Raw genomic sequence first — 25,725 nt, 5'->3', positions numbered from 1 at the left:
AAATTTATCGCTCATTAAACCATACTATGATGTTTATCGATCCTCACATTCACATGTGTTCCCGTACTACCTACGATTACCTAGTAATGCGGGAATATGGCATTGTTGCCGTTATTGAACCAGCCTTTTGGTTAGGACAACCCCGAACCAACGCTGGCACATTTAAAGACTACTTCAGTAGTCTTGTGGGCTGGGAACGGTTTCGTGCTAGTCAGTTTGGCATCCAACACTATTGCACAATCGGACTAAATCCGAAAGAAGCTAATAATGAGGCACTAGCAGCAGAAGTTATAGAACTGCTACCACTTTATGCTTGTAAAGAAGGAGTTGTTGCTATTGGCGAAATTGGCTATGACGACATGACAGAAGCAGAGGATAAATACTTTTGTAAACAGTTAGAATTAGCCAAAGAACTCGATATGTTGGTACTAATTCATACTCCTCACCGGAATAAGAAGGCGGGTGCTAGTCGGAGTATGGATCGGTGCATTGAATATGGTTTAGATCCCTCACAAGTAATTATTGACCACAACAACGAGGAAACCGTTGAAGAAGTATTAGGACGGGGTTTTTGGGCAGCTTTCACGATTTACCCACAGACGAAGATGGGTAACGCTAGGATGGTAGAAGTTGTCCGCAAGTATGGACGTGATCGGATAATTGTAGATAGTAGCGCTGATTGGGGTATTAGCGATCCTTTGGCAGTCCCAAAAACTGCTCAGTTGATGTTAGACAGGGGCATTCCTGAAGAACATGTACGAGCAGTTTGTTATGAAAATGCTCTCGCTGCTTACAGTCAAACTGGGCAGATGCAAGCATCAGACTGGCTCAATCCCCAATCTGTTGATCAACGTCAGATGTTCAATGGTAATTCTGTGTTGCGGGGACAGGAACCAGGAATTAAATCAGTTTCAGATTATGTGTTAATTGAGTAGAAAATTGGTAGTGGGGAGTCGGGAGTAGGGAATAGCAAAGAGGAATTTTCATCCTGAGTTGTGAATCATAGTTCATGGGTGTCTCTTGCATAAATATCTGATTCATTTGTAATATGCGATTTATTTTGAGAAATTACTAGCCACGGAGGCAGATAAGTGAATGTTGCAAGCTTAAATTTTCAAGGCTGGCGAGGTTATCTGGAATTGATGCGTCCTGCTAATATTGTTACTGCTTGGGCAGATATTCTTGTTGGTTTTGCTGCTTCTGGCTCTGGGATGATTTTTGCTAAATTCATCAATGGAGAAGCAACTTTTGCCATACTAATTCCATTAGCTTGGTTATTATTAGCTACAACCGGTTTATACGGCGGCGGTATAGTTTTTAATGATGTTTTTGATGCTGAATTAGATGCAAAAGAGCGACCAAATAGAGCAATTCCCAGTGGTCGCGTATCTCTTCAAAATGCTACTTTATTGGGGAGTTTACTGTTTGCAATCGGCATTGGAGCCGCTTTTCAAGTATCCTGGTTGAGTGCTGTGATCGCTATATTTATCACTCTTTCATGTCTTTTATATGACTCACTCGCCAAACATCATCCTTTTTTTGGCCCTTTAAATATGGGTTTGTGCCGTGGTAGTAACTTATTATTAGGTGTAAGTGCTGTACCCGCAATTATCGGAGAACGTTGGTATTTAATGCTGATTCCTGTTCTTTATATTGCTGCTATCACCGCAATTAGTCAAGGAGAAGTTCACGGAGGTAAGAAGATTACAGGAGTTCTAGCATTACTACTGATTGCAATAGTTTTGACGGCAGTTTTAGCTTTAGGATTATTAGGAGAGTATACAGCGATCGCCGCACTACCTTTTGCAGCTTTATTAGCTATTCGAGTATTGCCTAATTTTATCAAAGCAGCGCGTGAACCGATAGCCGAAAATATCCGAACTGCTGTAAAAGGAGGCGTGTTATCTCTAATAGTCTTAGATGCAACTGTTGCATCTGGTTTTGCTGGTTTGTATTACGGTTTATTAGTTCTAATTTTGCTACCAATTTCGATCAAGTTAGCAAAAATATTTGCCGTTACTTAAATTTCAATGTACACACCCAGTAATACCATATTCAACAATCTTTGTAACAAATGAATCGGCTGTAGGGGAGCATAGATGTGCATTGGTGTCAACTTAACGTAAAAACCAGTCTAGACAGAGCTTTAAGAGATTGCCTTGTTAAGAGTGTGTAGCTCTTAATGCCTCCTAGTAGGCTCGGCTTTGCCTTCTTACTCAAGACAGCAGCCCAATCAGGTGCATTTCCAGCTAGAGGCTGGAAACGAGGTTTTAAAAGGGTTTGAGCTGAAGTTGACACCAATGATAGATGTGCGCTCCTACTCATGAATATGTGGCAGGTATTTTGTGAAATGGTATAAGCCAAAAAAACAGATTATTAGCGTATATAGGGCATAAAGCTAGAAAATGAAAATTACAAAAGGCAGCAACTTTCATTTAACTTATTGCAGCAATATTCATCCTGGCGAAAGTTGGCTAGAGGTTTTTGCCAATTTAGAAAACTATATTCCCAATCTCAAGTCACGTTTATCACCTACAGAACCTTTTGGGATTGGTTTGAGATTAGCAGATGCAGCCGCAAAACAACTTTTAGAAAATAATAACTTAGCTCACTTCCAAGCGTGGCTAACTCAACAAAATTTATATGTTTTTACCTTAAATGGATTTCCTTATGGGGGATTCCATCGACAGGTGGTAAAAGACCAAGTTTATGCACCAGATTGGTCTACACAAGAACGGCTAAACTATACACTAAACTTGACACAAATTTTAGCTACTCTGTTACCAGAAGGACTGGATGGCGGAATTTCTACACTGCCATTATCCTATAAACCTTGGTGGGAAAAAGACCAAGCAACTTTCGAGACTGTTCTGAAAAAGAGTTGTTTGAATATAGCATCAGTTGTTGTAGAAATGATTCGTATCTGTGAAGAAACAGGAAAAATACTCCACATTGATTTAGAACCTGAGCCGGATGGATTAATTGAAAACACCTCAGAAGTAATTGATTTCTATCAAAATTATTTATTGCCAATTGGCGGTAGTTACTTATCAGAAAAATTAAATATTGAGCAGAGTTTAGCAGAAACTAAATTGCTAGAGCACGTTCGTATCTGCTATGACACCTGCCATTTTTCAGTTGAATATGAGCAGCCAAAGTCTGTGTTTACGCGTTTGCAATCGGTAGGAGTTAAGATTGGCAAAATTCAAATCAGTGCAGCAATTAAAGTAAAAACACCTGCTGAGATTGAGAAGCGTACTTTGATAGTTGAGCGTTTACGTCCTTTTGCTGAATCTACCTATCTTCACCAAGTAATAGAACGTCGCAGTGACGATACGCTGTATCACTATCCTGACTTAATAACTGCATTACCACACTTAGAACAATCTTTAGCTGAAGAATGGCGCATTCACTTCCATGTTCCAATTTTTATTCATGATTATCAAATTTTACAGTCTACCCAAGATGACATTGTTACTGTTTTGCATCTACTTAAAATAAACAATGCTTGTCAACATTTAGAAATTGAGACTTACACTTGGGATGTATTGCCATCAGAAATGAAGATAGATTTACTGACTTCTATTCAGCGAGAATATGAGTGGGTATTAAAATTAATTCGTAATTCGTAATCATCGCCATTCGCGTAGCGTCTCGTAGACAAGGCGAGAAGCAAGCTACTTAATTCGTAATTACTAAATTAAGATTTAAACTGGGTTTTCTGGTTTAAATCTGTAGAGATACGTTATGGTGCGTTTCTACTTATTTTTTCAAATTGATATAAGAGAGGATTAAGTTTATGCAGAAAACGGTTGTTCTAAATGTCGTGGGATTAACGCCTAGCTTACTAGGAGAAAACACGCCGTTTTTATCTTCTTGGGCTGATAAAGGGCAGGTAGTTCCCATTGCAACAGTGTTACCTGCTGTGACTTGTTCGGTTCAGGCTACTTATTTAACAGGAAAATTGCCTGATGAACATGGAATTGTTGCTAATGGTTGGTACTTCCGCGATGAATGTGAAGTGAAGTTTTGGCGGCAGTCTAATAAACTAGTACAGGCTCCTAAAGTTTGGGAAATAGCTAAATCAATTGATCCAAACTTCACTTGTGCCAACCTGTTTTGGTGGTACAACATGTATTCCTCAGTAGATTATGCCATTACACCACGCCCAATGTATCCCGCAGATGGGAGAAAATTACCTGATATTTATACCCATCCTAGTGATGTGCGATCGCAAATTCAATCTGATTTAGGTAACTTCCCTCTGTTCGATTTTTGGGGGCCAAAAACTACCATTAGTTCTAGTCAATGGATTGCCAATTCGGCAAAATGGATTGAGGAACGTTACAGCCCTACATTATCACTAGTTTATTTACCACATTTAGATTACTGTCTGCAAAAGTTTGGTAGGAATGAAACACAAATTCAAGCTGATTTGCGAGAAATTGATGCTGTTTGTGGTGATTTAATTGAATATTATCAAGCACGTAATACTCAGGTAATTGTTCTTTCTGAGTATGGGATTACGCCAGTCTCCAAAGCAGTGGATATCAACCGCATATTACGGGAAAATGGTTTAATTGCTGTACGAGAAGAATTGGGGCGAGAACTGCTCGATTTTGGTGCTAGCATTGCCTTTGCCGTTGCTGATCATCAAATTGCTCATGTGTATGTGAATGATCCGGCGTACATTCCAAAAGTGCGATCGCTTTTAGAAGCGACTGAAGGCGTAGCCCAGGTATTGGATGAAGAGGGTAAGCAAGCCTACCATCTTGCTCATCCTAGATCAGGGGAATTAGTTGCGATCGCTCAATCTGATGCTTGGTTTACCTATTATTATTGGCTCGATGATGCAAAAGCACCTGATTTTGCTAGAACTGTAGATATCCATCGTAAACCTGGTTACGATCCTGTAGAACTTTTCCTTGATCCGCAGATAAAATTTCCTCAAGGAAAAATTGCTCTCAAGCTACTGAAGAAACAACTGGGTTTTCGCTACTTAATGGACGTGATTCCTCTGGATGCTTCTTTAGTACGTGGCTCTCACGGACACATTATCACTTCTGTTGCCGAAGGGCCTCTATTTATCACCCATCAAACTCACCTAGTTGATGAAAATCGAATTGAGGCGACAGATGTTTGCTCGTTGATTCTCAAACATTTAAATCAGAAGTAAAAAGGGCGGTTAGAAACCGCGTCCACACGGAACTTTACCCACCTGCGTGGGTGACTTCTTGAAGAAGTTGGGGATTTGATAAATGAAAACAGACTCATTAATGGAGTTCAAAGACTCATTAATGGAGTTCAGAGGCTCATTAATAAAGTTCAAAGGCTCATTAACGGAGTTCAGAGGCTCATTAATGCAGTTCAAAGACTCATTAATGGAGTTCAGAGGCTCATTAATGCAGTTCAAAGACTCATTAATGGAGCTAAAAGGCTCATTAATGCAGTTCAAAGACTCATTAATGGAGTTCAGAGGCTCATTAAGTAGATAAACAAAAAAATTTACAGTTATTGCGATCGCACCCTTCGCAAAGCATATCTTAGAGAAGTAGTTCTAGGCGTTGCGATCGCATTATTTTACTTCACTGCATTTGCAATGACATAGTGTAATTAATTATGTTGCCTACTTATTAGACTAGGATTTGAATCCCAGGCGGGTAATGCAGCCGGTGCAGATTACCTAAATTGCTGAAACCAAGGCCAGATAAAAGCAACCATTCTCCTGAACCAAGGCTGACGATTCCGCCGTAAGGCTTCCAGATTTTCACGAAAGGTTATTGTATGGGGATGATTTGCCCCCAAGCGTTTTTCAGCGATCGCCAAAGCTTGGATGTACAAAAGTTCGGCATCGCTGTACCTTCCCTGGGAATCGTAGAGTAATGCCAAATTGTTCAGGCTAATTGCCACATCAGGGTGTTCATTCCCCAGCAAGCGTTTTTTCATCTCTAAAGCTTGAATGTACAAAGGTTCGGCATCGTTGTACCTTCTCTGAGAACGGTAGAGTTCTGCCAAATTGTTCAAGCTAGTTGCCACATCGGGGTGTTCATCTGCCAGCAGGCGTTTTCTCATTTCTAAAGCTTGGATGTACAAAGGTTCGATATCGCTGTACCTTCCCTGAGAATTGTAGAGTCCAGCTAAATTGTTCAGGCTAGATGCCACATCGGGGTGTTCATCCCCCAGCAGGCGTTTTGTCATTTTTAAAGCTTGAATGTACAAAGGTTCGGCATCGCTGTATCTTCCCTGAGAATTGTAGATTCCAGCTAAATTGTTCAGGCTAGTTGCCACATCGGGGTGTTCATACCCCAGCAGGCGTTTTGTCATTTCTAAAGCTTGAATGTACAAAGGTTCGGCATCGCTGTACCTTCCCTGAGAACGGTAGAGTTCTGCCAAATTGTTCAGGCTAGTTGCCACAGAGAGGTGTTCATCCCCCAGCAGGCCTTTTCTCATCTCTAAAGCTTGAATGTACAAAGGTTCGGCATCGCTGTACCTTCCCTGAGAATTGTAGATTCCAGCTAAATTGTTCAGGCTAGTTGCTACAGAGAGGTGTTCATCCCCCAGCAGGCGTTTTCTCATTGCTAAAGCTTGGATTAACAAAGGTTCGGCATCACTGTACTTTCCCTGTGAACGGTAGAGTAATGCCAAATTGTTTAGGCTAGTTGCCACATCAGGGTGTTCATCCCCCAGCAGGCGTTTTCTCATCGACAAAGCTTCGATGTACAAAGGTTCGGCATCGCTGTACCTTCCCTGTGAATCGTAGAGTCCTGCTAAATTGTTCAGGCTAGTTGCCACATCAGGGTGTTCATCCCCCAAACGTTTTCTAGCAGCTGATAAACTTTGTTCACGCCAAGGTAAAGCTTGCTCATAAGCTCCTTGACCTTGGTAAAATCTACCCAAGCCTACAAAAGGCCAAATTAAATCATCATCGCTTAACCAAGCTTGGTAAACTGTGGCAGCTTCCCCAAGGTGTGGAATGGCAAGAGTTGCTTGAGCAATTTCTATCAATGTGGGTGTTTGAGGAATATCTTTTGCTACGGCTACCATTGCTTGACAATAGCCGCGCTTGAGTTCATCAGCTTGAGTTAACTCTTCTAACTTCTGCTGCAATAATTCTCGAATGCGATCATGGATTTGGTAGGTGTCTTCTGCCAATTCTTGCAGCAAATAACGCTCAACTAAAATAGTGCAGTTAGCTTTAAAGTCAAATTCCAAATCGCTATAACTTGCTGCTGATTCTACGAAAGACCAAGGGATAGGAGCCAAAGCAAACAAACTTAACAGACAAGCCGATTTTTGCGCTTCTGGTTCCAAGCTTTGCCAATTCAACTCAAAAGCTGCTGCTACACCAGACTCACCTGCTGATGCTTGCTTCTGTAGCTGTGCGAGGATGTCTGCTAGCATAATACTCTCCCTGGCTTACGGCAGATAGCCGCTATTTGGTAAATTCCAATGGCGATATAACCAACATGTTCGCAAAGTTTTTTTGCTGTCTCTGTGTCCTGTTGAACATATTCATCCCTCAATAGCTTCGCTAATAATTCTAAGGCTGCATCTGGTGACAACTCACCTAACGGCAGTGATGGATATGCTAACCCTGTATTTAGACGAGTGGTAATTAACACCTTAAACCGAGAACCTTTAAGTGGTAGATAGGGTTGAATTTGCTTCCAGTCTTTAACATCATCAAATATTAATAAAACTTTGCCAGCTTGCCACTTCTTCCAGCAATAAGCAACTTGACCTGCTAGGCTTAATCCATCCGGTGGATTAAAGTCAGGTAAATTCACAACTCCAAACTCTACTAACTGGGTTCCCAAATCAATACCTTGGGGATTTAACCAACAACACCCACTAGAATAATCTTCCAAATATTGCCATGAGTATTGAATAGCTAACTCTGTTTTACCCACGCCACCTTGTCCAGTCACATCGCTAATTGCCACAATATCATTTGCTTGCAATAGCTGACGCAATTGTTCTATTTGCTCATCCCTGCCAACAAACTTACGAGCTTGACTCTGTGGGATATTATGCGGGATATCAAACGGGTTGAAATGAAATTTTTCAATATCTCCATCCCAACTGCGGGAATAAAAATAAGTCGGCAGTTGTTTTTTATCTAAACCGTTAAATCGCTGCTTAACGACCTCGGTAACTTCCCTCATATCCGGCGGAAAAGTCCCATTAGCTGATGCTAAAGCCTCTCGCACAGTTTGAGAAAAGTATCCTGTTTTATTTTCAGAATTTACCTTAGCTTCCTCTCCTTCCCGCGTAGCCACTAACACAAATTGTTGAGTATCTGTCCTTGGCTCACCACTCAAAAAAACTTTGCCACCTAAGTTAGTTGGTCTTCCATCCAACTCTAAAACATAATTGGCACAGGCATCAATAATACAAATATGATTACGAATCTGAAATTTATCAGAACCCAGCAAAATTAATAAAGAATTCAAATCTAAATTCTGCCAATTCTGTTTATTTGCATCAGCACAAAGCAACCGACGCTCTCGTTCTGAGGTAATCAAACCATGTCCCGCCCAAAAAATGTAGAGTAAATCCCCTGACTGTGGGGATAAAAAGTTAGTCACAATGTCGGAGATATTTTGCTCTGTTGCTAACTCTACAGTTAACCCACATTCCCCAATTAACTGATGATTTTCTTCCAGTGCTGATAAACATAACCGGATATTTTCCCTCGGTACACCGCGCCGATGCAGCCAATCAGCAAATTTCAGCGCATCATCGGCTGGCCCCCCACCCGTCACATTCCATTCAGATTCGTGGTACTTTTCAATACCCACAATTAACCCAAATGTCCGCTCAGGTTTAGCCTTCAACTGCATGATGATTTAGTTTCTCACCTCCTATGAAAAATGACCTAACCCCCTAACCCCCTTCCCTACTAGGGAAGGGGGAAAATTTAAAACCTCTCTCCTTTTAGGCTACGGTGTATACACAAGTTCTATCTGCAAGGGTTTCAAGCCTTCTAGACCCTTTAAATTGTCATTACGAGCAAAGCGAAGTAATCGCATAATCCCGTAGTTTTTGCGATTGCTTCGTCGTTCCTCCTCGCAATGACGGGCAACCAAAGTTCTCCAACAGCTTATAGCTAGACGACGAAACCAAGTTTCAGGTGGAATTTCTAGACTTGTGTATACACAGTAGCTCCTTTTAGGGGAGAGGTTTGGAGAGGAGTTTTCTAGATTCCGTAAAAAGTAAACCATTATGGCAACCTCGAAATAATTGCCTCCCAGGTTTTAGCGTTTGTCCAATAAGCACCGTGGGAACGGGGAAATGGTTGTCTGCTATCCACTCGCACATCCTGCACTCTATCAGGAAAAATTCTATTACCCACGTAACTGAGAAAATCCCGTAAATCGTAGATATTCAACCATTCCGGGAAATGCTCTGGCAATAACTGCCCATATTCTAAGCTGTAGAGGGCGTTAATCTCATATAAAAATGGTGCTTGGGAACCAACTGTTACCAATAATTCCACCCCAGACAACTGCTGCTGCACTAGCAAATCGACACAAGCGATACCTCCCAAGCTATGGGCGAGTAAAATCACTGGCGGTTCTGCTTGGGCAATTTGTTCTTGGATAAACGTTCTGATTTTTTCACCCCGCGTCTGATACAACAAAATATCACCAGGCATAGGCGAAATTTTATCAGTTAACTCAAAGCGGTTTCCTCTGACATAATTCGTTCCGATTGGCAACGCTAGTCCAACAATGGCTTTAATAACCAAGTCACGCAATCCTAACTCCGCCTCTGTCAAAGCCAGAGTCAGCAATTCTACAACTTTATCCCGCAGTTGGGCATCAGTGAGTATCGGGGGAAATTTTTCTTGCTGTTCGCTAATAAACATTGCTTGAGCGACAATTGCCCTAGCTATTGGTGCATAATATTCACTCAAATCAGATTCGGAAACCGTGAGCAATGCCCGTTTATACGGTTCACTGTGGATAACCGCCTCTCGTGCTTGTTCAAATACCTCTGCAATTCCCGCCTCTTGCAACTTAGCTTCCAGTTGAGATGTCGCTGTGAGACTCGCTACACGAGATTGTAAAATATCCCTTGGTTTTTTCCCAAAAGCATTTCCTGACTTAATAGGTTTCAAAGACAACAGCCGTAATTCATAAAGAGGGTCGCGGTATAATTGCCCCCACAACATAATATCTGCATCTTCTTCTTTTTGAGATAAAGCCAGTGTGGCATCTTCCAAGGGTACTGATGCCCGATTATCGTTGAACTTTGCACCTAATGCACCCCAAAGACAGGGAGCAACTGTGATATCAGGACGTTGGGCGTGAATCTTTTGCTCAATTATCTGAAAGGTTTCGTTGTATTCTCGTTCCCTAATCCCTGTGCCATGTACAAATATTACAGTGGTCATTGTGATAAGGCGGGCTATGGCTACGCAAAGCTTTCCTCTGTATTATTCCTCACTACTTTCTCTGAGACAAGTTGATTTCATTCACTTGGTTTATTAAATACTTCTAAAATCTGTCGGCAAATCTGTTTGAGCTTCTCCTCGATTTCACCAGAAGGCGAAGATGCGCCGACAACATTCCAGTTTTCTACCGTAGAAAGTCGCCACGCTTCGCCGCGATGATCGAATCCAGCCACTTCTACACCGATCGCCCGACGGGAATTATTGATCGGATCTTGATAAAATCGGATTTGAATCAAAATACTGCGACTTCGCCAAGATTTGCTAATACCAGGAAAGTGAAAGCCAATATCTATAGAATCTGGATCGACTAATTCCCTAGTCTCCGGGTCATTCTTCCAGGGTTTGAGATCAGATTTGGCATCAGGAAACTGGAATTTGAACAAATTAACTACCGTAGCAATGTTGCTGGCGAGTTCAAGGTTCGTTGCCTGTTCAGCTGCGTTCACTAAAAAATACTCCTATATTGTGTCAGCGTCTGGGGGAATGTGAAGACAGTAAAACCGCCAGAAGGCTTATAATATTGGTGTTTCAGCTTATCAAGACCTTTGGAATTTAGCAACTCTAAATCAGACTTTCCTAACAATACTTGTTAGTAACAGATGCCAAAAAATCGCTTCTTGTTGGGACTGGGTAACACCTATTAAGTAATTATACTTAAAAAATCCTCAAAAGCAGATGAAACTTTGCCCTTTGTAAAAAATATCAAGATTTTCTGCAAAATCCTTGGCTGACAAAAATCTCCAGTACCCCAAAATTTAACTTTTTAAAAATTAAGGTCTCACCATCCGTAATTGTGATTTGCGATCGCCAAAGCAAGAAATACGATTTACTGTATAAGCTGACCATTGGATTGGGCTTGACAGCCACTGTTTGCCACCACGTTGAGCGCTTGTGTAATCTCCAGCGACAGGAGTTACACCAACTGCTCAATGATTCACGCTTTCAATAATACCGCGCTGTATTCGCACGTTAATTCGTAGCGAATTAAATTTAGCAATATTCTGCAATGCTAATGCATCAGCCGTCTTGTTAATGCATCGGCTTGCATTGTTAATGCGTCGGTCGCGTTGTTAATGCATCGGCTTGCATTGTTAATGCATCCCGACGCAATGCCAATGCATTCCAAAGGAATGTGAATGTGTTCTCCTGCATTAAAAAGGCTACGTTTTTATGCAAAACTGTACTAAGTGACACCTTTGCTTCAGGAAGTTTCAAAAGGCTTTAAGTATGGCTCAGTCACTGAAATCATCGGGCGATAAACATGAAAGTAAGGTAATTGCAGGTAGCGACTTATGTCGTAAAGCCTTGTGGCAATGGGTTTTTACTATAATTGAACCCAAACAATCACGTTTTAGCGATCGCATAGCATACCAGTTGGGCGAACTGCTAGATACTGAGAAAGCTGCCAGCCACCCAGCTAAGTTAGTGAAGATGAAAGTTGCAGCTAGGGCAGCGCGGTTACTATTTAGAGAATTGGTTAAAAGTTGATTATAGTGAACGATAAATTGCGCTAGCGATCTAAAATGACACTGTTAATCAGTAAACATAAAGCAATTAAGTTCAGTGTATGGTGCGTCAACGCTCAATTTTTTCATTTCTTTTAGTATTATTGGCCACATTCCTCATTAGTTGTGGCGGTCCTGGTGTCGCGGTGGCACCTCCAACTTACACAGCAACACAACTTGAAAGAATTCAGGCATATGTTCCTGAAATTCAAGCTGTGCGCGATCGCTCACAAGAGTTGAAAACCCTGATCCAAAGAGGTGATTGGATCAATGTGCGTAACTTTATACATGGGCCGGTAACAGAAGCAAGGCTGAACCTGACTTATGTCACTTCCAACCTTCTACCCAAAGACCAACCTACAGCACGTCAAATAACGCGGGATCTGTTTAACGACCTGGTTAAACTTGATAGAGCTACTAGTGCTGGCAATCCTCAAGTTGCCTTGAGTAACTCCGAAGCTGCTTTCGCAGACATTGACAAATTCCTCGATCTCCTTCCTAAAGTAGAAGAGAGTTAAGAGTTAAGAGTTAGGAGTTAAGAGTTAAGAGTTAGGAATTTTAAATTTTTAACTCCTCACTTCTAACTCCTAACTTCTCACTTCTAACTCTAAGTACAAGTCATGAATATAGTTATTATCGGTTGTGGTGTAGTTGGGGCTGCGATCGCCTATGAACTGAGTCAAGTTAAAGGGCTAAAAATTACAGTTTGCGATCGGCAAGCACCAGCACAAGCTTCCACAGGCGCTGCACTTGGCGTTTTGATGGGCGCAATCAGCCAAAAAATCAAGGGCAAAGCTTGGCAGATGCGACAAACTAGCATCCAACGCTATGAAACTTTGATTCCTGAACTAGAAGCTTTAACAGGTCGCAAAATCCCTTTTAATCGCCAAGGGATTCTTATGCTTTTGTCTGATTCCTCCCTTTCCCTAGAGGCGATTTCAGCATGGGAAAAGCTAGTAAAAATTCGTCACACTCAAGGTTGGCATTTAGAAATATGGGACACTGCTAAACTCCAGAATATCTGTCCTCAAATTAATAACGAAAAAATTACTGGCGCTGTCTATTCTCCCCAAGACCGTCAACTTGATCCAACAGCTCTCACATTAGCTTTAGTTGAGGCTGCCCAGCACAACGGTGTGACTTTCAAATTTGGTGTGGCTGTTTTGGATGCCCAAATCTCACCACCTGAGTCTTCCCTCCAATTTTGCGAGCAACTTGAGACTACAGAAGGAAAAATAGCCGCTGATTGGTTTGTAATCGCAGCTGGGTTAGGTTCAACATCGCTGACGACAAAATTAAATCAACTGATTGATATCCGCCCTGTGCTGGGGCAAGCATTGCAATTACGTGTAGGGTATCCATTAGGCAATCCAGACTTCCAGCCAGCGATAACGGGTAACGATGTCCATATTGTTCCTGTGGGCGGTGGAGATTATTGGGTAGGTGCAACAGTGGAATTTCCCAGCAATGGCGATGAGTCCAGTCCGTTGCGTATTTTCCCCCCGTTAAAGGAACTGGCGAACCCGGAGGGTGAGATACCGCCAAATGAAGAACTGCTGGAATCTATTAGAGAACAAGCGATCGCATTTTGCCCAGAGTTAGCCACAGCAACTATTCTCCGTACTTGGTCGGGGTTACGTCCCCGTCCTGAAGGACGCCCAGCCCCAGTTATTGGTAAGTTACCAGGATTTAGTAATGTCCTCCTAGCTACCGGACACTATCGCAACGGCGTTTTACTAGCACCCGCCACAGCTTATGCAATTCGTGAGATGATTATTTCTTAGGCAGTGGGGGGATGAGGGAGCAGGGGAGGCAGGGGGAGAAAGAATAACTAATGCCCAATGCCCAATCCCTTTTATAAAAAACATCTTTTCATCTTTGCGCTTTTGCGTGAAGCTTTTACATTCAAAATCCATAGGAAAATAGCGTGTCAATAACAGAACATAAAATCAATGTAGATTCACTAGAATGGTTTTATCGCGAATCTTTACCAATCGGTAGAACTGACTTAGCGCCTGTGTTGTTGCTACACGGCTTAGTTTCACAAAGTTATAGTTGGCGTAATATTATACCTGCATTAGCAAATCAGGGTACAAGAGCGATCGCCCCAGATTGGATTGGTTACGGCTTTTCTGCCAAACCAGAAAAACGAGATTTTGCTTACACACCCGATGCTTTTATCACAGCTTTAGAAGGATTTATCAAAGCCCTAGAACTTAAATATTTTTCTTTAGTTGTACAAGGCTTCTTAGGTTCTGTAGGACTACAATATGCCTTGCGTCACCCAGAACAAATTGCCAATTTAGCTATCCTAAATACACCAATATCAACTACTGCCAAATTACCCTGGAAAATTAAACAAATGGGTTTACCTTTGGCAGGTGAAGTAATGACCCAAGACCCCCTATTAGTTGACCGGACGCTAGAAGGTGGAAGCCGTTACCGAATAGGAGATAAAGATTTAGATATTTATCGAAAACCATTTTTGAAATCTTCTGCATCTGGTCGAAGTCTCTTAGCAAGTATTCGCAATTTACAACTTGATTCAGCAATGACAGAAATACAATCTGGTTTTAAAGAATGGCAACAGCCAATTCTGATTCAATGGGGTATGATTGACCCTTGGTTATCTGTAGATATTGCCCAAAGTTTTGCAAATACCGCACCAAATGTCGAATTAATAAAACTTAATAACGTTGGACATTATCCTCAAGAACACTACCACGAGGCGATTTTGGAAGACCTTTTACCCTTTGTGCGTCGTAAAGATGTTCATTAACAATATACCTCTGGCAAAAATCGATATTATAAAAATGAAACCAAGATTACCACAGATAAATCATAGATATTTATCTGTGGTAAAAAATAAATTTGGGATTTTTGCGAGATTGATAAATGTTATTCCAGCTGCATTTGTGAGCTTTTTATTACCATTAAAAATGCATCACAACCACAAATAAAGGAGATTAGGATTCATGGCTTATTCATGGTTTAAAGCCTTTCATATTGTCGGATTTGTAGTTTGGTTCGCTGGTTTGTTCTACTTAGTACGTCTTTTTATATATCATGTTGAAGCGAACCTTGAACCTGAACCAGCGCGAACGATACTGAAAAATCAGTATCAAATTATGGAAAAGCGTCTCTACTATATCATCACTAACCCAGGAATGTTCTTGACGATCGCAATGGCTATCGGTTTATTAACCACTGAACCGGACGTTTTAAAAGAGGGTTGGTTGCATATCAAACTGCTGTTTGTTGCCATTTTAATTGGCTATCATCATTACTGCGCTCGGCTGATGAAGAAGTTAGCAGTAGATGAATGTAGCTGGAATAGTCAGCAATTACGTGCTTTAAATGAAGCACCTACAGTGATGTTAGTAGCGATCGTCTTGCTGGCTGTGTTTAAGAATAATCTACCTACGGATATCACTGTCTGGGGCATTTTTGCCATGATTATATTGATGGCAGTCACTATTCAACTTTACGCCAAAAAACGCAGGCAAGATAAAGAGAAGCTGACGGCACAGATAGGGCAACCACAAGAACAAGGTTAGACAAAGTAAGGTAGCACAGCTGGGCTACCTTACTAAACGTTGCATCACAACAAATGCTACCAATTAACCATAACCTCATCCTGAAAACGTTTTCAGTAAATCATCCCCAGGAATCACGCTACTGTAAAAAGTATATTTGCGATTAGCGACATAACGGCGGTCTTGTTTAACAATCGCCATAAACTCTCTATGTCCCTCACGAGTACGTCCTACTAGACAACCCGCACTAGCAAGGCGAATATCATTCCTGGGGAAATCAAAGCCGTAGTGTTGATTCACATAAAAATCATCACCTGTATCAAGCTTGTCACCAGTCCGTTTAAAATCTTGGTTGAAATCTCTACAAACAGTTATATCTCCAACTTGCACTAATGCTTCGTGAGGTTCTGCTGTGCCGTGAGTACCAACAGCCCAAGCTTTGTATTGTCCAAACTGAATCCTAGCTGCTCCTTTAGGATTCATTGGATTATAAGTGTAGTACTTCCCTGGTTCTGTAGTAGCTTCCCAGTGATCTACGATTTTGGGAACGCCATTTACTACTTCAATCACAATCCGGCGATCATTAAATTGATTGGGTGTGTCACTGTTGAGAGTCCAGTCTGCATCTATGCCCTCTACATAAACAATGTTGTATTCTTTGGGATTGGTAAATACCTGATAACCTTTGGATAGCATATATTTCACAATCTTACTAGCGATGTCATTGCCTAGTTTTAAGGGGGGTTTAGGAAGATCGTCTATTTTGGTTTCAATTAGTTTCTTGGCTGTGACTGCTCCTAAAAAGCCACTCTCTTCAGTCTTGGTTAATTCTTGAAATTTTTTGAGAGATATCACAGAAACAGGGCCAAATTTCCCATCGGCTGGAGGTTCTAGCAAACCTAAGCCGATTAGCAGTATCTGAATCTGACGAGACAAGTCTGCATCTTGTGCGATCGCATCAAACGACCATTTCTCATCTTTTCCCAAGAAATCTTGTAGTTTCATTATGCACCTGCTTTCATTTACTTATTTCTAAGTATAAACATCATTTTTAAAATTGATGTTGTTTGAAACTATACTTTAACCTCAAATATAATGTCATCTGGAGTCTGCGATCGCACGCACATTGCCTGAAGGCGATCATTGATACAGGCAGGCTACATTATTAATTAGCTCAATTTCTCTGCTGCGCGTCCAAGCAGCAACTCGTCGTCAGGCATCACCTCTGTAAAACCCGAAATGACTAACGAAGAACTGCTGGAAATTATTGAACAAGCTGCTAGAGACAAGGTTACAGAGTTAGACCTTTCTGGTAAAAGCTTAAAAACCCTGCCAACAGAAATTGGACGACTCACCAACCTGCGATCCCTTGACCTCTACAATAATCTAGGACTTACGCATCATACATATGTACTATAGCAAACTTGGGCTTTTGAGCCATGTCTAACACCCAAAACAGTAAATATGCGATCAAATCAGAGTTGCAGTCAGCACCGGAAATGTAAATTTTGTGTTGGGATGCCCCACAAGCAACCTTCGGGAATCGAGCCAACAGCGATCGCGTGCGTTCATAACTTGCATCAATCGGTTCATCTGGCGAATTGAGAGGCCCAAAGTTACCTCCAACAGGGGCCCAAATACCGTAGCGTGGTTCTGACATTCTTGCCTCCAAATTAAATGGGGACTGGGGAGATACAGAATCTACATACCCCCTTGTTTTTTATCTTTATCTATGCAAATCTCATAGTGTCATACGGTAAGCCTACCGATTTTAAGTATAATTATTTTAGGTGCAAAAATAAAGTTTTAGTGCCGACTATAAAGGTTTTAGAAAGCTATGTCTGAACCACGCTATGGGATTTGGATTCCTGTTTATGGCAACTGCGGCGTGATGAACCATCCTCTTGAACCTCGTGATGCTAGTTACTCACGAGCCAAGAACCTCCTCCAGTTGGCAGAAAGGTGCGGATTTACCACAACTTTAATAGCGCAACATATCATCAATCCCAGGAACCAAGAACTTGACCAGCTAGAAACCTGGACAGCAGCAGCAGCTTTGGCAGAAGCAACAAACTCTATCGAGATTATTGCAGCTATTAAGCCATTACTATTTCATCCCGCCGTCTTAGCAAAGATGGCATTAGGTATTGATGCAATTAGTGGTGGACGTTTTTCTATTAACTTAGTAAGTGCTTGGTTCAAGCCAGAAATGGAAAAACCGGGGATAAATTTCCTTACCCACGATGAGCGTTATCGTTATTCGGATGAATGGATTAGGGTCGTAAGAGCTTTGTGGAGTGGAGAGAAAGTCAACTTCTACGGTGAATATTTTCAGATCAATGATTTGAAACTCAATCCTCCACCTGTAGCCAAACCACATCCGCGTGTATATGTAGGGGGAGAGTCAGAACTAGCCCAAGAACTAGCTGCAAAAGAAGCGCATACATTTTTCCTCAATGGTCGTCCGATTGAAGTCATCCGCAAAACCATTGCTCAGGTTGCTAACAAAACTAAGTTTCGCTCTCAACCTGTGGGTTTTGCTATGTCGGCTTTTGTGATTGCTCGACCAACAGACGAAGAGGCAAAAGCGGAATATCAAAACCTCAGAGCGATGATACTAGCACAAGACGATCGCTCAGAATTACTCAAAGGAGTAGATTCGGAAGTAGTTATGTTCAAAAACATGGCTAAGTACCCTGGTGTGGGGAGCAATGGTGGTACAGCAGCAGGATTGGTTGGTAGCTATGAAACTGTAGCCCATCGGATTGCTGAATTTACTAAAGTAGGAATTGATACTTTCATGCTGCAATTCCAGCCTTTTGTCCCAGAAATGGAGCGTTTTGCTGCCGAAATCATACCAAGAGTGCGAGGGTTAACGGTAGATAGTGAAGCGATTGCTAACTTAAAAATAGGGGCTAAAGGCTAAAAATTTTAGATTTTGGATTAAATTGTTCTTCACTACCCAAAGGAAACTTTATGACAGCAATACTTACTCGTCCAGCTTGGACTACTGATTTAGAACTGGAAATTTTTGACAAACTACTTGATAAGTACGCCCCTCACATTCCGAAGAAGCGATGCCTGCGGCAGGCTACACCTACGTTTTTGGTGGCGGTGGCGGTACAGGAAGCGTCTTTGCTCAAGCAGGAGATAAACCATTTGTCAGAGTTGCAGCCGGTACAGGTAGCACTAGAGGTTCAGCTATTTTAGTCCAAGAAAATTCACCGATTAAGACTCTTTCTGATTTAAAAGGTAAGAAAGTTGCTTTTGCAAAAGGTTCTGGTCAGCACTACATTATTGTGCGTGCTTTAGAGAAAGTAAGTTTGAAATATAGTGATATTAAACCTCTCTACTTGACACCAGCCGAAGCTTTACCAGCGTTTGAGCGTGGTGATATTGATGCCTGGTTAATTTTACTTAATTGCCGAACTGTTGCGGAAAACATCGCTTTTGCCGGAGAACAAGCAAGTCAACCAATCTTCGCCACCTTAGCCCGTAATTTTGATGTCGATGTCAATATCCTCAGTGGGAGTGTGGAAACAGTAGGCGATCGCCGAGTTGGTCAGTTTCACGTTGAATTAGAAGGTCAAAAGGTAACTCAAGCTTTGAAATACTTACACGAAGCAGAATTTGAAGTACAGGTGCATTGAATTAGGGTGGGGATTGGGGATTGGGAGGAAAATAAAATACAAAATTCCTTTTTGACTTGTATTAAAAATTACGAATTATTATCATGTTTTATCCAAAGTTTTATCGCCGCTATTTTATCCTGACAATAGGGTTAGTGATCGCATCTATTCTTTTCGCCAGTTGTACACCAAAACAAAATTCATTTCCGAGTCAATTAGTCAGCCAATCAACTAAGACAGTACTACTAAAAGTCGGGTCTAGGAATAGCACCACTGAAGATGTTTTGACGTTCATTCAAAAAGAAATAGCTTCCACTCAAGGTTTAGATTTTCAAATCGTGACTATCGCTGATTCAGTAAAAATTAACGATGCTCTTAAAAGTGGGGAAATTGATACTAACTTTTTCCAGCATGAACCATTCATGAAACAAGCTGCCAAAAGACTTAACGCGGATTTTGTCATGTTGAATCGTAGTTATACTACTATAACCGGACTCTATTCAAAACGACTAAAGATAAAATCACTTAATGAGATTCCTATAGGGGCGACAATTGCTATTTCTAATGATGACAGCAATCAAGACCGCGCCTTGAAATTCCTGAAACACATCGACTTAATCAATTTAAAAGACAAGTCAGCGGAGTATTACAGTGTCAAAGATGTAATTAAGCATCCCAAAAATCTCCAAATTAAGGAATTAGACAATTACGCTATTGTTAGAGCGTTGGACGATCTAGATTTAGCTGTGACATCTGCATCTTTTTTTGTACAAGCAAAGGTATCTCTAAATCCTATTGTGTTAGACGAGATTGGCATGGCTAACAAAAATTATGCGGTGGGTTTAGCAACTATACAATCAAAAGTAAATGATCCCAACATCCAAAAACTAAATCAATTGGTTGTCGATCCCAAATTGAAGGACTATATCAATAACTACTTCAAGGGGACGATCACACCTGTATTTTAAACTTAATACGGAGGACTGATGAGCAGATTGAAGCAATTAAAACTAGGTGCTTTTATGCGCCCAGTAAGCATACATACAGGCGCTTGGCGCTATCCTGGCGCTTTGCCTGACGCTAATTTCAACTTTCCAGCGCTGAAACGATTCATCCAGAAACTAGAGCAAGGCAAGTTCGATGCATTCTTCATGGCTGACCACTTAGCGGTGCTGAATATGCCAATCAACGCATTGAAGCGCAGCCATACTGTCACATCCTTTGAACCTTTTACCCTACTTTCTGCTCTTGCCAGCGTCACCGAACACATCGGGCTGGTAGCCACCGCTTCCACAACCTATGACCAGGCTTACCACATCGCTCGCCGCTTCGCGTCTCTCGACCATATTAGTGGCGGCCGCGCTGGCTGGAACATCGTCACCACATCCAATCCAGATGCAGCGCTCAACTTCGGCTTAGAAGAGGAAGTAGAGCATGATGAACGTTATCAGCGGGCTAGAGAATTTTATGATGTCGTCACGGGTCTTTGGGATTCCTTTGCTGACGATGCGTTTATTCGGGACGTGGAATCAGGGATTTATTTCGATCCCGCAAAGCTTCACGTTCTGGATCATAAGGGAAAATATCTCTCGGTGCGAGGGCCATTGAACATCGCCAGACCTGTCCAAGGCTGGCCGGTAATTGTCCAGGCGGGTGCATCCGAAGCCGGACGGGAATTAGCTGCCGAAACCGCCGAGGCTGTGTTTGCACCTGCTGGGAATCTGGAGGCTGGCAAAGCTTTATTTGCAGACATTAAGGGACGGGCGCGGGCAAAGGGACGTGACCCAGACAGTATAAAAATCCTTCCAGGTGCTTTAGTCATTGTGGGAGAAACTGTCGCCGAAGCACATGCCAAGCGTCTTCATTTGGACAGCTTAGTACATTATGACAGTGGGATTGCCAGTTTAAATGGCGCACTTGGCTACGACGTTTCCGGCTTTGATCCGGACGGACCCTTGCCAGAAATCCCACCGACTAACGCTGGTCACTCTTCACGAGAAAGAGTAATAGCCTTAGCGCAACGTGAGAACTTGACTATTCGACAACTGGCGCAACGCATTGGCAGTTACGGCGGACTGGCTTTCGTCGGCACACCCCAAACCATCGCCGATAAAATGGAGCAATGGCTGACTGAGGAAGGTTCTGACGGTTTCAACATCATGTTCCCTTTTCTTCCTGAAGGATTGAATGATTTTGTCGATAAAGTTGTACCAGAACTCCAACAGCGCGGGATCTTCCGCCACGAATATGAAGGCACGACGCTGCGCGAAAATCTGGGACTGGCACGCCCTGTCAACCGCTTCTTCCAGACCACCACTGCTTCTGTTAGTTAGACGCTTATGTGATAAAAATCTCTTTCCCCAATCCCTAATCCCTTATTCCCAAAATAGAGAGAAAAACAATGACTCATATTGAAGAAAAAGTTATAGATTCCACTTTCCAGTTCTTTGCTCCTGTCACAGCCAAATCTCCCCAGCTGCAAGCTTTGTTCGATTTCATTGCTCTGGGAGCAAGTGAGCGCGATCGCGATCGCATCCTGCCTTTTGATGTCGTTGAATTGATTCGGCGTTCTCGGTTAGGTGCATTACGAATCCCAGTAGCCGAAGGTGGCGGTGGTAGCACGGCACGCGAATTATTCGAGGTTGTGATTCGGCTGGGAGATGCTGACCCGAACGTGGCTCACATTGTGCGGAATCATTTCTCTGTTACAGAGCGGATTTTGCGTTCTGAGCGCACCCAAAGGAATCGTCGCTGGCTCAAGGCCGTTGCCGATGGCGCAATTATTGGACTCGCTTCCACCGAATTAGAAGTCAAGCGGGCTGGTGGCGGTCAAGTCGTGAATACAAAATTAACACCCGATGGCGACGGTTATCGTTTGAATGGGACGAAGTATTACAGCACTGGCAGCCTTTATGCAGACCTGATTTTCGTGCGTGTGTTAGTACCCGATGATACTAAAGCGTTCATACTCATTCCTACTAACCGCGAGGGTCTTGAACTGGTGGACGACTGGGATGGCTTCGGTCAAAGGCTTACAGGCACGGGAACAACTACATTCACCAATGTCCGTGTAGAAGCAGATGAAGTAATTTTTGAGACGGATACAGACAAAGACAATCTGCCCTATAACATCGTCCCGCAATTATTTCTGACGGCAATTAATGCAGGTATTATTCGCAGTGTTCTGCGCGATGCAACAACCCTCATCCGTACCAGACCCCGGACGTTTTATCATGCCGTAAGCGAGCAAGCAGCAGATGATCCAATCTTGCAACAGACTGTCGGGCAGATTGCCGCCAATGCCTTTGCGGCCGAAGCAATTGTTTTAGCAGCAGCTGATGGTCTTGATCGCCTCCCTGCTGCCCAAGCTCAGGGTGAAGAGGCAGAGACGGCTGCGGCACTAGCAACTTCTCTGAGTGCATCCAAAGCCAAATTGATTGTTGATGATTTGGCTCTACGTTCGGCTACCTTGTTGTTTGAAGTTGGTGGGGCTTCTACAACAAAGAAAAGCTCCAACTTTGATCGTCACTGGCGCAACGCTCGTACTTTGTCCTCACACAACCCAAATCATTTTAAAGCTCGTGCGATCGGGGAGTACGAGATCAACGGTACACCATTGCCGCAACGAGGATTCTTCTAATTTTGTTCAGATCCTTGACTTCTAATATGCAGGAAACCACTTTATGAGTATTTTAGGACTTACGCACATGCACAGGTAATGGATAACGAACCACAGAGGTCGCAGAGAAACCAGGCGCTAACAGCGGGTTAAGAGACTTGTTCGCTCTTAGCATTCCCGTAGGGTAGCAACTGGCGCGACACGGAGGAATGAGAGTTTGGGAGGGTTTTCGCGTAAGTCCTATATTTATCAGAAGTGGGGGATCTTGCAGCCAACCGAAACCGTTGAGAGAAACTATGAGTACAATTGACACTTCTTTTTTGAGAGTAAGTAAAGAGGCGATCGCTAATGGTAGACAAGTCCGCACTCTCCTAAATCCGCTTATTGTCTGCTTAACAGATGGTGTCGATGGTTTCCAGCTTGCCTTCTATGATTTTGAGCCGGATCTCGATTTTTTCGGTAAGCGCGTTCTACCACTACTGAAACAGGCAGGACTTAGAGGTGAGTTTTAATAATTAGGTACAAACTAGGAAATTGGAAAAAATGTATAAAGCTATCCTATTTAACCTCGATCATACGTTGCTGGACTTCTATGCTTGTGAAACCAATGCACTTAGAAAAGCCTTTACACTTGCAGGATTCAATGTAGCGGATGATGGTGTATGGGCAAGTATTTGGGACTCTTATAAACCAACCAGTAGTAAGTTATAGAATCAACGTATAATCAATAACCTTTTCCGGCAGCAAGTCATCGAGTATTCAATTCATCATACGTTGACTGCAATAGCTTATGACTTTTCTCATTCATCATTGATGGCGCAGACGTATTGGGATGTTTTTTGCCGAACTGCATATCTTAATATTGTACCAGTTTTTTAAAGATTGTCGCTCAAATCGAAGAATTTTTTTGATATTTGTGTCTATGGTTCTTTTACAGTTTATTTTCTCACTACTTGAGTGTAGATTCACATAGAAATACCTGCACGAAATTCTCATAGTCAAAGATAAAGAAATATTGATTAGATTTGAGCAGCCCATCAAAAGGTGGTATCTTATTTATACTTACTACGGTAAAACAATAGATTTAGTGTATTTTGCTCTTTATCATCATAGATATGGCTGCTTAAACTCCTAAAAATTGATATCAAGGAGTCAATTGTGGTGAATTATTTAAAAGAACACCGCTTTCAGTACAAACAAAAATGTTCTGCCAATATAATCTTTGCGATCGCAGCGTCTTTTCTTGGTTTGATAGCTTCTGGTTGCAGTCAACAAACAGCTATCAATGCCGCAGCTAACTCAGATTCCTCTTCAAAAACTCTCACTACCAAAACTACAGAGAAAAAGAGAGACAAGAAAGCTGTCATTTTGAGGAATCATGGCTTTTTGACGGTGGGACAGACAGTAGACGAAGCTGCTTTTTGGTACATTTCTTTTGAGCGATCGGCTCAAGCCCAACTGCTTGCAGAAGCAGCTGGCAAACCACTTCTCATTGACCACGAAACAGCAACTTTTACTCATAACCAAGTAGGAACCCATTCGGGCGGTTGGTTTAGCTTTCAGCTGCTCTACGACCGAATTGTGGGCGAAGAATCAGACTTACTAGAGTAGTTGATGGTTATTTTTCTTTATTGTCTTTTTATACCCAAAAATTAACGTGTCTACCAATTGGCTGCGGCAGAATTTTTTCTTCTCTCTGGGTTGCTTGTTAGCTCTGGCAACAACAGCTTGCTCAGAGGTTAAGTCTACCAGTCCGGCAAGGCTCACTGCTAATCATAGTCCATCCCAAATAGTAGTATCGAATACAACTCAATTGCATGTTGCTAAATATAAAGGTGGCTGGGACTTAAATTTAAAGTTAGCTGGACTAGATCATTTCCCTTATCAAACTCAATTTACTGAGTTCACTGGGGGTAATTTGATGGTACAGTCAATCAATGCTGGTGCGATTGACTTGGGTTCAGCTAGTGAAATTCCGCCGATTTTTGCGATTGAATCGAAAGCATCTGTAAAAATTATTGCCACTCTCAAAGGGCCGACGGTTGGTCAAGTTGTACTCGTACCCAAGGACTCCACTGCCAAAACGATCGCTGATCTTAAAGGTAAAAAAGTGGGTTACGTTAAAGCCACAACTGCCCACTACTTCCTGATTAAGATGTTGGAAAAAGTCGGGCTGACGATGAAGGATATCAATGCAATTCCTTTATCGATACCCGATGGACTTTCGGCTTTTCGTAAAGGACAGCTTGATGCTTGGGCTACATACGGTTATGCCATCCCCCAAGCCGAAAAAGAAGGGGCGCGGGTGCTGGAATCTGCAAAAGATATTTTGAGTGGTAACTTTGTGATTATTGCTTCACCCAATGCGATCGCCGATCCCCAAAAGAAGGTTGCGATCGCTGATTTCCTCTGTCGTTTGCAAAAATCCCAAACTTGGCGAGAATCTAATCTCAAGCAGTGGTCAAAGAATTATGCAAAGACCATTGATGTCGATCAAGGTATCGTTTATCAGGATGCCCAGCAAGGTCAACAACAGCGTCGTCAAGAAGTACTTCCTGTTTCTGACGAAGCTATTGCTTCTGAGCAAAAGGTTGCAGATACCTTTTTTCAAGCGGGTGTAATTCCCACAAAAGTTGATGTGAAACAACTTTGGGACAACAGTTTTAACGAAGATATTGCTAAATGCCAATAATTGCAGCAAGGAGTAAAAAGCTAAATGTCAAAATTACCTTATTTTTAATAATGGTAAAAATATGTTTCATGGAATAGAAAGAGAAATATTAAATGGAGAACCTTAAATTAATACAAAATTTCAACTAATTTGCAATGTGCAGTACAGCTTTGCTGGGGTAGCTTCTTTCAAGTCTTTGAGTGACATCAACACCTGACTTTTCCCGTTAAGTCTTGAAATGCTTACTGGTAAAGGATTCAAGAAACAGCGCAGCATATACGGTACAGTAATTAAAATTCGGTGCTA

Annotated in this window: 26 protein-coding genes; 19 read left to right on the top strand and 7 right to left on the bottom strand. The window is 42.1% G+C overall.

Translation table 11 applies throughout. The annotated features are described in order from the left end of the window. Positions 1-26: 26 nt before the first annotated feature. From V7L29_RS08735 to V7L29_RS08720, 4 genes are all read left to right on the top strand, one after another. The gene (locus tag V7L29_RS08735; RefSeq protein WP_334689847.1) at positions 27-935 is read left to right on the top strand and encodes a TatD family hydrolase; all 909 of its coding nucleotides are present in this window, start codon (positions 27-29) and stop codon (positions 933-935) included. 156 nt (positions 936-1,091) lie between these two features. Further along, positions 1,092-2,024 (top strand): UbiA-like protein EboC, encoded by a 933-nt coding sequence (gene eboC / locus V7L29_RS08730; RefSeq protein ID WP_334735185.1) that lies wholly within the window; start codon positions 1,092-1,094, stop codon positions 2,022-2,024. Positions 2,025-2,405: 381 nt separating this feature from the next. Next, positions 2,406-3,632: a metabolite traffic protein EboE gene (gene eboE / locus V7L29_RS08725; protein WP_334735184.1), complete on the top strand. Its 1,227-nt coding sequence runs from the start codon at positions 2,406-2,408 to the stop codon at positions 3,630-3,632. A 167-nt stretch (positions 3,633-3,799) separates the two neighbouring features. Further along, on the top strand, positions 3,800-5,176 hold the full coding sequence (locus V7L29_RS08720; protein WP_334735183.1) for an alkaline phosphatase family protein: 1,377 nt from the start codon (positions 3,800-3,802) through the stop codon (positions 5,174-5,176). Positions 5,177-5,679: 503 nt separating this feature from the next. Here V7L29_RS08720 and V7L29_RS08715 read toward each other — a convergent pair. From V7L29_RS08715 to V7L29_RS08695, 5 genes are all read right to left on the bottom strand, one after another. Next, on the bottom strand, positions 5,680-7,401 hold the full coding sequence (locus V7L29_RS08715; RefSeq protein ID WP_334735182.1) for a tetratricopeptide repeat protein: 1,722 nt from the start codon (positions 7,399-7,401) through the stop codon (positions 5,680-5,682). Further along, positions 7,395-8,843 (bottom strand): NB-ARC domain-containing protein,Caspase domain-containing protein, encoded by a 1,449-nt coding sequence (locus V7L29_RS08710; RefSeq protein WP_334735181.1) that lies wholly within the window; start codon positions 8,841-8,843, stop codon positions 7,395-7,397. The genes V7L29_RS08715 and V7L29_RS08710 overlap by 7 nt, the downstream gene beginning before the upstream one ends. Before the next feature lie 99 nt (positions 8,844-8,942). After that, on the bottom strand, positions 8,943-9,224 hold the full coding sequence (locus tag V7L29_RS08705; RefSeq protein ID WP_334735180.1) for a hypothetical protein: 282 nt from the start codon (positions 9,222-9,224) through the stop codon (positions 8,943-8,945). Further along, on the bottom strand, positions 9,224-10,399 hold the full coding sequence (locus V7L29_RS08700; RefSeq protein ID WP_334735179.1) for a hypothetical protein: 1,176 nt from the start codon (positions 10,397-10,399) through the stop codon (positions 9,224-9,226). The genes V7L29_RS08705 and V7L29_RS08700 overlap by 1 nt, the downstream gene beginning before the upstream one ends. A gap of 77 nt (positions 10,400-10,476) precedes the next feature. Next, entirely contained in the window at positions 10,477-10,905 is a 429-nt protein-coding gene (locus V7L29_RS08695; RefSeq protein WP_334689841.1) for a hypothetical protein, read from the bottom strand. Between the two features lie 781 nt (positions 10,906-11,686). Here V7L29_RS08695 and V7L29_RS08690 point away from each other — a divergent pair. From V7L29_RS08690 to hemJ, 5 genes are all read left to right on the top strand, one after another. Then, positions 11,687-11,947: a hypothetical protein gene (locus V7L29_RS08690; protein WP_334735178.1), complete on the top strand. Its 261-nt coding sequence runs from the start codon at positions 11,687-11,689 to the stop codon at positions 11,945-11,947. A 79-nt stretch (positions 11,948-12,026) separates the two neighbouring features. After that, the gene (psbQ, locus tag V7L29_RS08685) at positions 12,027-12,482 is read left to right on the top strand and encodes a photosystem II protein PsbQ (protein ID WP_334735177.1); all 456 of its coding nucleotides are present in this window, start codon (positions 12,027-12,029) and stop codon (positions 12,480-12,482) included. A 102-nt stretch (positions 12,483-12,584) separates the two neighbouring features. Beyond that, positions 12,585-13,748, top strand: a complete 1,164-nt coding sequence (locus V7L29_RS08680) for an NAD(P)/FAD-dependent oxidoreductase (RefSeq protein WP_334689839.1) — start codon at positions 12,585-12,587, stop codon at positions 13,746-13,748. Positions 13,749-13,891: 143 nt separating this feature from the next. Beyond that, positions 13,892-14,743: an alpha/beta fold hydrolase gene (locus V7L29_RS08675; protein WP_334735176.1), complete on the top strand. Its 852-nt coding sequence runs from the start codon at positions 13,892-13,894 to the stop codon at positions 14,741-14,743. A gap of 196 nt (positions 14,744-14,939) precedes the next feature. Further along, positions 14,940-15,521 (top strand): protoporphyrinogen oxidase HemJ, encoded by a 582-nt coding sequence (gene hemJ, locus V7L29_RS08670; RefSeq protein WP_334735175.1) that lies wholly within the window; start codon positions 14,940-14,942, stop codon positions 15,519-15,521. Between the two features lie 75 nt (positions 15,522-15,596). On the opposite strand, the gene V7L29_RS08665 is transcribed toward hemJ, so the two are convergent. After that, complete coding sequence (locus tag V7L29_RS08665; protein ID WP_334735174.1) at positions 15,597-16,505, bottom strand: peptidoglycan-binding protein; 909 nt, start codon at positions 16,503-16,505, stop codon at positions 15,597-15,599. A gap of 234 nt (positions 16,506-16,739) precedes the next feature. On the opposite strand from V7L29_RS08665, the gene V7L29_RS08660 reads away from it, so the two are divergent. Further along, complete coding sequence (locus V7L29_RS08660; RefSeq protein ID WP_334689835.1) at positions 16,740-16,919, top strand: hypothetical protein; 180 nt, start codon at positions 16,740-16,742, stop codon at positions 16,917-16,919. On the opposite strand, the gene V7L29_RS08655 is transcribed toward V7L29_RS08660, so the two are convergent. Continuing rightward, positions 16,894-17,160 carry a hypothetical protein gene (locus V7L29_RS08655; protein WP_334735173.1) on the bottom strand — a complete coding sequence of 89 codons (267 nt, stop codon included), beginning with the start codon at positions 17,158-17,160 and terminating at the stop codon, positions 16,894-16,896. The two genes, V7L29_RS08660 and V7L29_RS08655, sit on opposite strands and share 26 nt — an antisense overlap. Positions 17,161-17,337: 177 nt before the next feature. Between V7L29_RS08655 and V7L29_RS08650 the strand changes: the two genes are divergently transcribed. The 9 genes from V7L29_RS08650 (at position 17,338) to V7L29_RS08610 (ending at position 25,440) form a co-directional block, all read left to right on the top strand. After that, complete coding sequence (locus tag V7L29_RS08650) at positions 17,338-18,426, top strand: LLM class flavin-dependent oxidoreductase (protein ID WP_334735172.1); 1,089 nt, start codon at positions 17,338-17,340, stop codon at positions 18,424-18,426. Positions 18,427-18,577: 151 nt separating this feature from the next. Then, positions 18,578-19,150, top strand: a complete 573-nt coding sequence (locus tag V7L29_RS08645; protein ID WP_334735171.1) for an NIL domain-containing protein — start codon at positions 18,578-18,580, stop codon at positions 19,148-19,150. Between the two features lie 83 nt (positions 19,151-19,233). Next, positions 19,234-20,097 carry a MetQ/NlpA family ABC transporter substrate-binding protein gene (locus V7L29_RS08640; RefSeq protein WP_334735170.1) on the top strand — a complete coding sequence of 288 codons (864 nt, stop codon included), beginning with the start codon at positions 19,234-19,236 and terminating at the stop codon, positions 20,095-20,097. 18 nt (positions 20,098-20,115) lie between these two features. After that, positions 20,116-21,462 carry an LLM class flavin-dependent oxidoreductase gene (locus V7L29_RS08635; protein ID WP_334735169.1) on the top strand — a complete coding sequence of 449 codons (1,347 nt, stop codon included), beginning with the start codon at positions 20,116-20,118 and terminating at the stop codon, positions 21,460-21,462. 68 nt (positions 21,463-21,530) lie between these two features. Continuing rightward, complete coding sequence (locus V7L29_RS08630) at positions 21,531-22,769, top strand: acyl-CoA dehydrogenase family protein (RefSeq protein WP_334735168.1); 1,239 nt, start codon at positions 21,531-21,533, stop codon at positions 22,767-22,769. Positions 22,770-23,044: 275 nt separating this feature from the next. Continuing rightward, on the top strand, positions 23,045-23,260 hold the full coding sequence (locus tag V7L29_RS08625) for a hypothetical protein (RefSeq protein WP_334735167.1): 216 nt from the start codon (positions 23,045-23,047) through the stop codon (positions 23,258-23,260). A gap of 31 nt (positions 23,261-23,291) precedes the next feature. After that, entirely contained in the window at positions 23,292-23,459 is a 168-nt protein-coding gene (locus tag V7L29_RS08620; RefSeq protein ID WP_334735166.1) for a hypothetical protein, read from the top strand. Positions 23,460-24,029: 570 nt separating this feature from the next. After that, positions 24,030-24,359, top strand: coding sequence for a class II aldolase/adducin family protein (locus V7L29_RS08615; protein WP_442944157.1), 330 nt, complete (start codon positions 24,030-24,032; stop codon positions 24,357-24,359). A 46-nt stretch (positions 24,360-24,405) separates the two neighbouring features. Further along, the gene (locus V7L29_RS08610; protein ID WP_334692539.1) at positions 24,406-25,440 is read left to right on the top strand and encodes an ABC transporter substrate-binding protein; all 1,035 of its coding nucleotides are present in this window, start codon (positions 24,406-24,408) and stop codon (positions 25,438-25,440) included. The last annotated feature ends 285 nt before the right edge of the window (positions 25,441-25,725 follow it).

This window comes from Nostoc sp. (genome assembly GCF_036916575.1).
GTDB lineage: Bacteria > Cyanobacteriota > Cyanobacteriia > Cyanobacteriales > Nostocaceae > Nostoc.
The sequence above is the reverse complement of the archived record's forward strand: the minus strand, read 5'-3'. Positions and strand labels throughout refer to the sequence as shown.

Excerpts from the sequence above, each read along its gene's own strand:
- V7L29_RS08660 (WP_334689835.1), top strand. The coding sequence starts at position 16,740 with ATGACTAACGAAGAACTGCTGGAAATTATTGAACAAGCTGCTAGAGAC.
- V7L29_RS08635 (WP_334735169.1), top strand. The coding sequence starts at position 20,116 with ATGAGCAGATTGAAGCAATTAAAACTAGGTGCTTTTATGCGCCCAGTA.
- V7L29_RS08645 (WP_334735171.1), top strand. The coding sequence starts at position 18,578 with ATGCCTGCGGCAGGCTACACCTACGTTTTTGGTGGCGGTGGCGGTACA.
- V7L29_RS08680 (WP_334689839.1), top strand. The coding sequence starts at position 12,585 with ATGAATATAGTTATTATCGGTTGTGGTGTAGTTGGGGCTGCGATCGCC.
- psbQ (WP_334735177.1), top strand. The coding sequence starts at position 12,027 with ATGGTGCGTCAACGCTCAATTTTTTCATTTCTTTTAGTATTATTGGCC.
- V7L29_RS08625 (WP_334735167.1), top strand. The coding sequence starts at position 23,045 with ATGAGTACAATTGACACTTCTTTTTTGAGAGTAAGTAAAGAGGCGATC.
- hemJ (WP_334735175.1), top strand. The coding sequence starts at position 14,940 with ATGGCTTATTCATGGTTTAAAGCCTTTCATATTGTCGGATTTGTAGTT.
- V7L29_RS08690 (WP_334735178.1), top strand. The coding sequence starts at position 11,687 with ATGGCTCAGTCACTGAAATCATCGGGCGATAAACATGAAAGTAAGGTA.
- V7L29_RS08715 (WP_334735182.1), bottom strand. The coding sequence starts at position 7,401 with ATGCTAGCAGACATCCTCGCACAGCTACAGAAGCAAGCATCAGCAGGT.
- V7L29_RS08710 (WP_334735181.1), bottom strand. The coding sequence starts at position 8,843 with ATGCAGTTGAAGGCTAAACCTGAGCGGACATTTGGGTTAATTGTGGGT.
- V7L29_RS08705 (WP_334735180.1), bottom strand. The coding sequence starts at position 9,224 with ATGGTTTACTTTTTACGGAATCTAGAAAACTCCTCTCCAAACCTCTCC.
- V7L29_RS08630 (WP_334735168.1), top strand. The coding sequence starts at position 21,531 with ATGACTCATATTGAAGAAAAAGTTATAGATTCCACTTTCCAGTTCTTT.
- V7L29_RS08650 (WP_334735172.1), top strand. The coding sequence starts at position 17,338 with ATGTCTGAACCACGCTATGGGATTTGGATTCCTGTTTATGGCAACTGC.
- V7L29_RS08655 (WP_334735173.1), bottom strand. The coding sequence starts at position 17,160 with ATGTCAGAACCACGCTACGGTATTTGGGCCCCTGTTGGAGGTAACTTT.
- V7L29_RS08735 (WP_334689847.1), top strand. The coding sequence starts at position 27 with ATGATGTTTATCGATCCTCACATTCACATGTGTTCCCGTACTACCTAC.
- eboE (WP_334735184.1), top strand. The coding sequence starts at position 2,406 with ATGAAAATTACAAAAGGCAGCAACTTTCATTTAACTTATTGCAGCAAT.
- V7L29_RS08620 (WP_334735166.1), top strand. The coding sequence starts at position 23,292 with ATGTATAAAGCTATCCTATTTAACCTCGATCATACGTTGCTGGACTTC.
- V7L29_RS08700 (WP_334735179.1), bottom strand. The coding sequence starts at position 10,399 with ATGACCACTGTAATATTTGTACATGGCACAGGGATTAGGGAACGAGAA.
- V7L29_RS08720 (WP_334735183.1), top strand. The coding sequence starts at position 3,800 with ATGCAGAAAACGGTTGTTCTAAATGTCGTGGGATTAACGCCTAGCTTA.
- V7L29_RS08640 (WP_334735170.1), top strand. The coding sequence starts at position 19,234 with ATGTTTTATCCAAAGTTTTATCGCCGCTATTTTATCCTGACAATAGGG.
- V7L29_RS08665 (WP_334735174.1), bottom strand. The coding sequence starts at position 16,505 with ATGAAACTACAAGATTTCTTGGGAAAAGATGAGAAATGGTCGTTTGAT.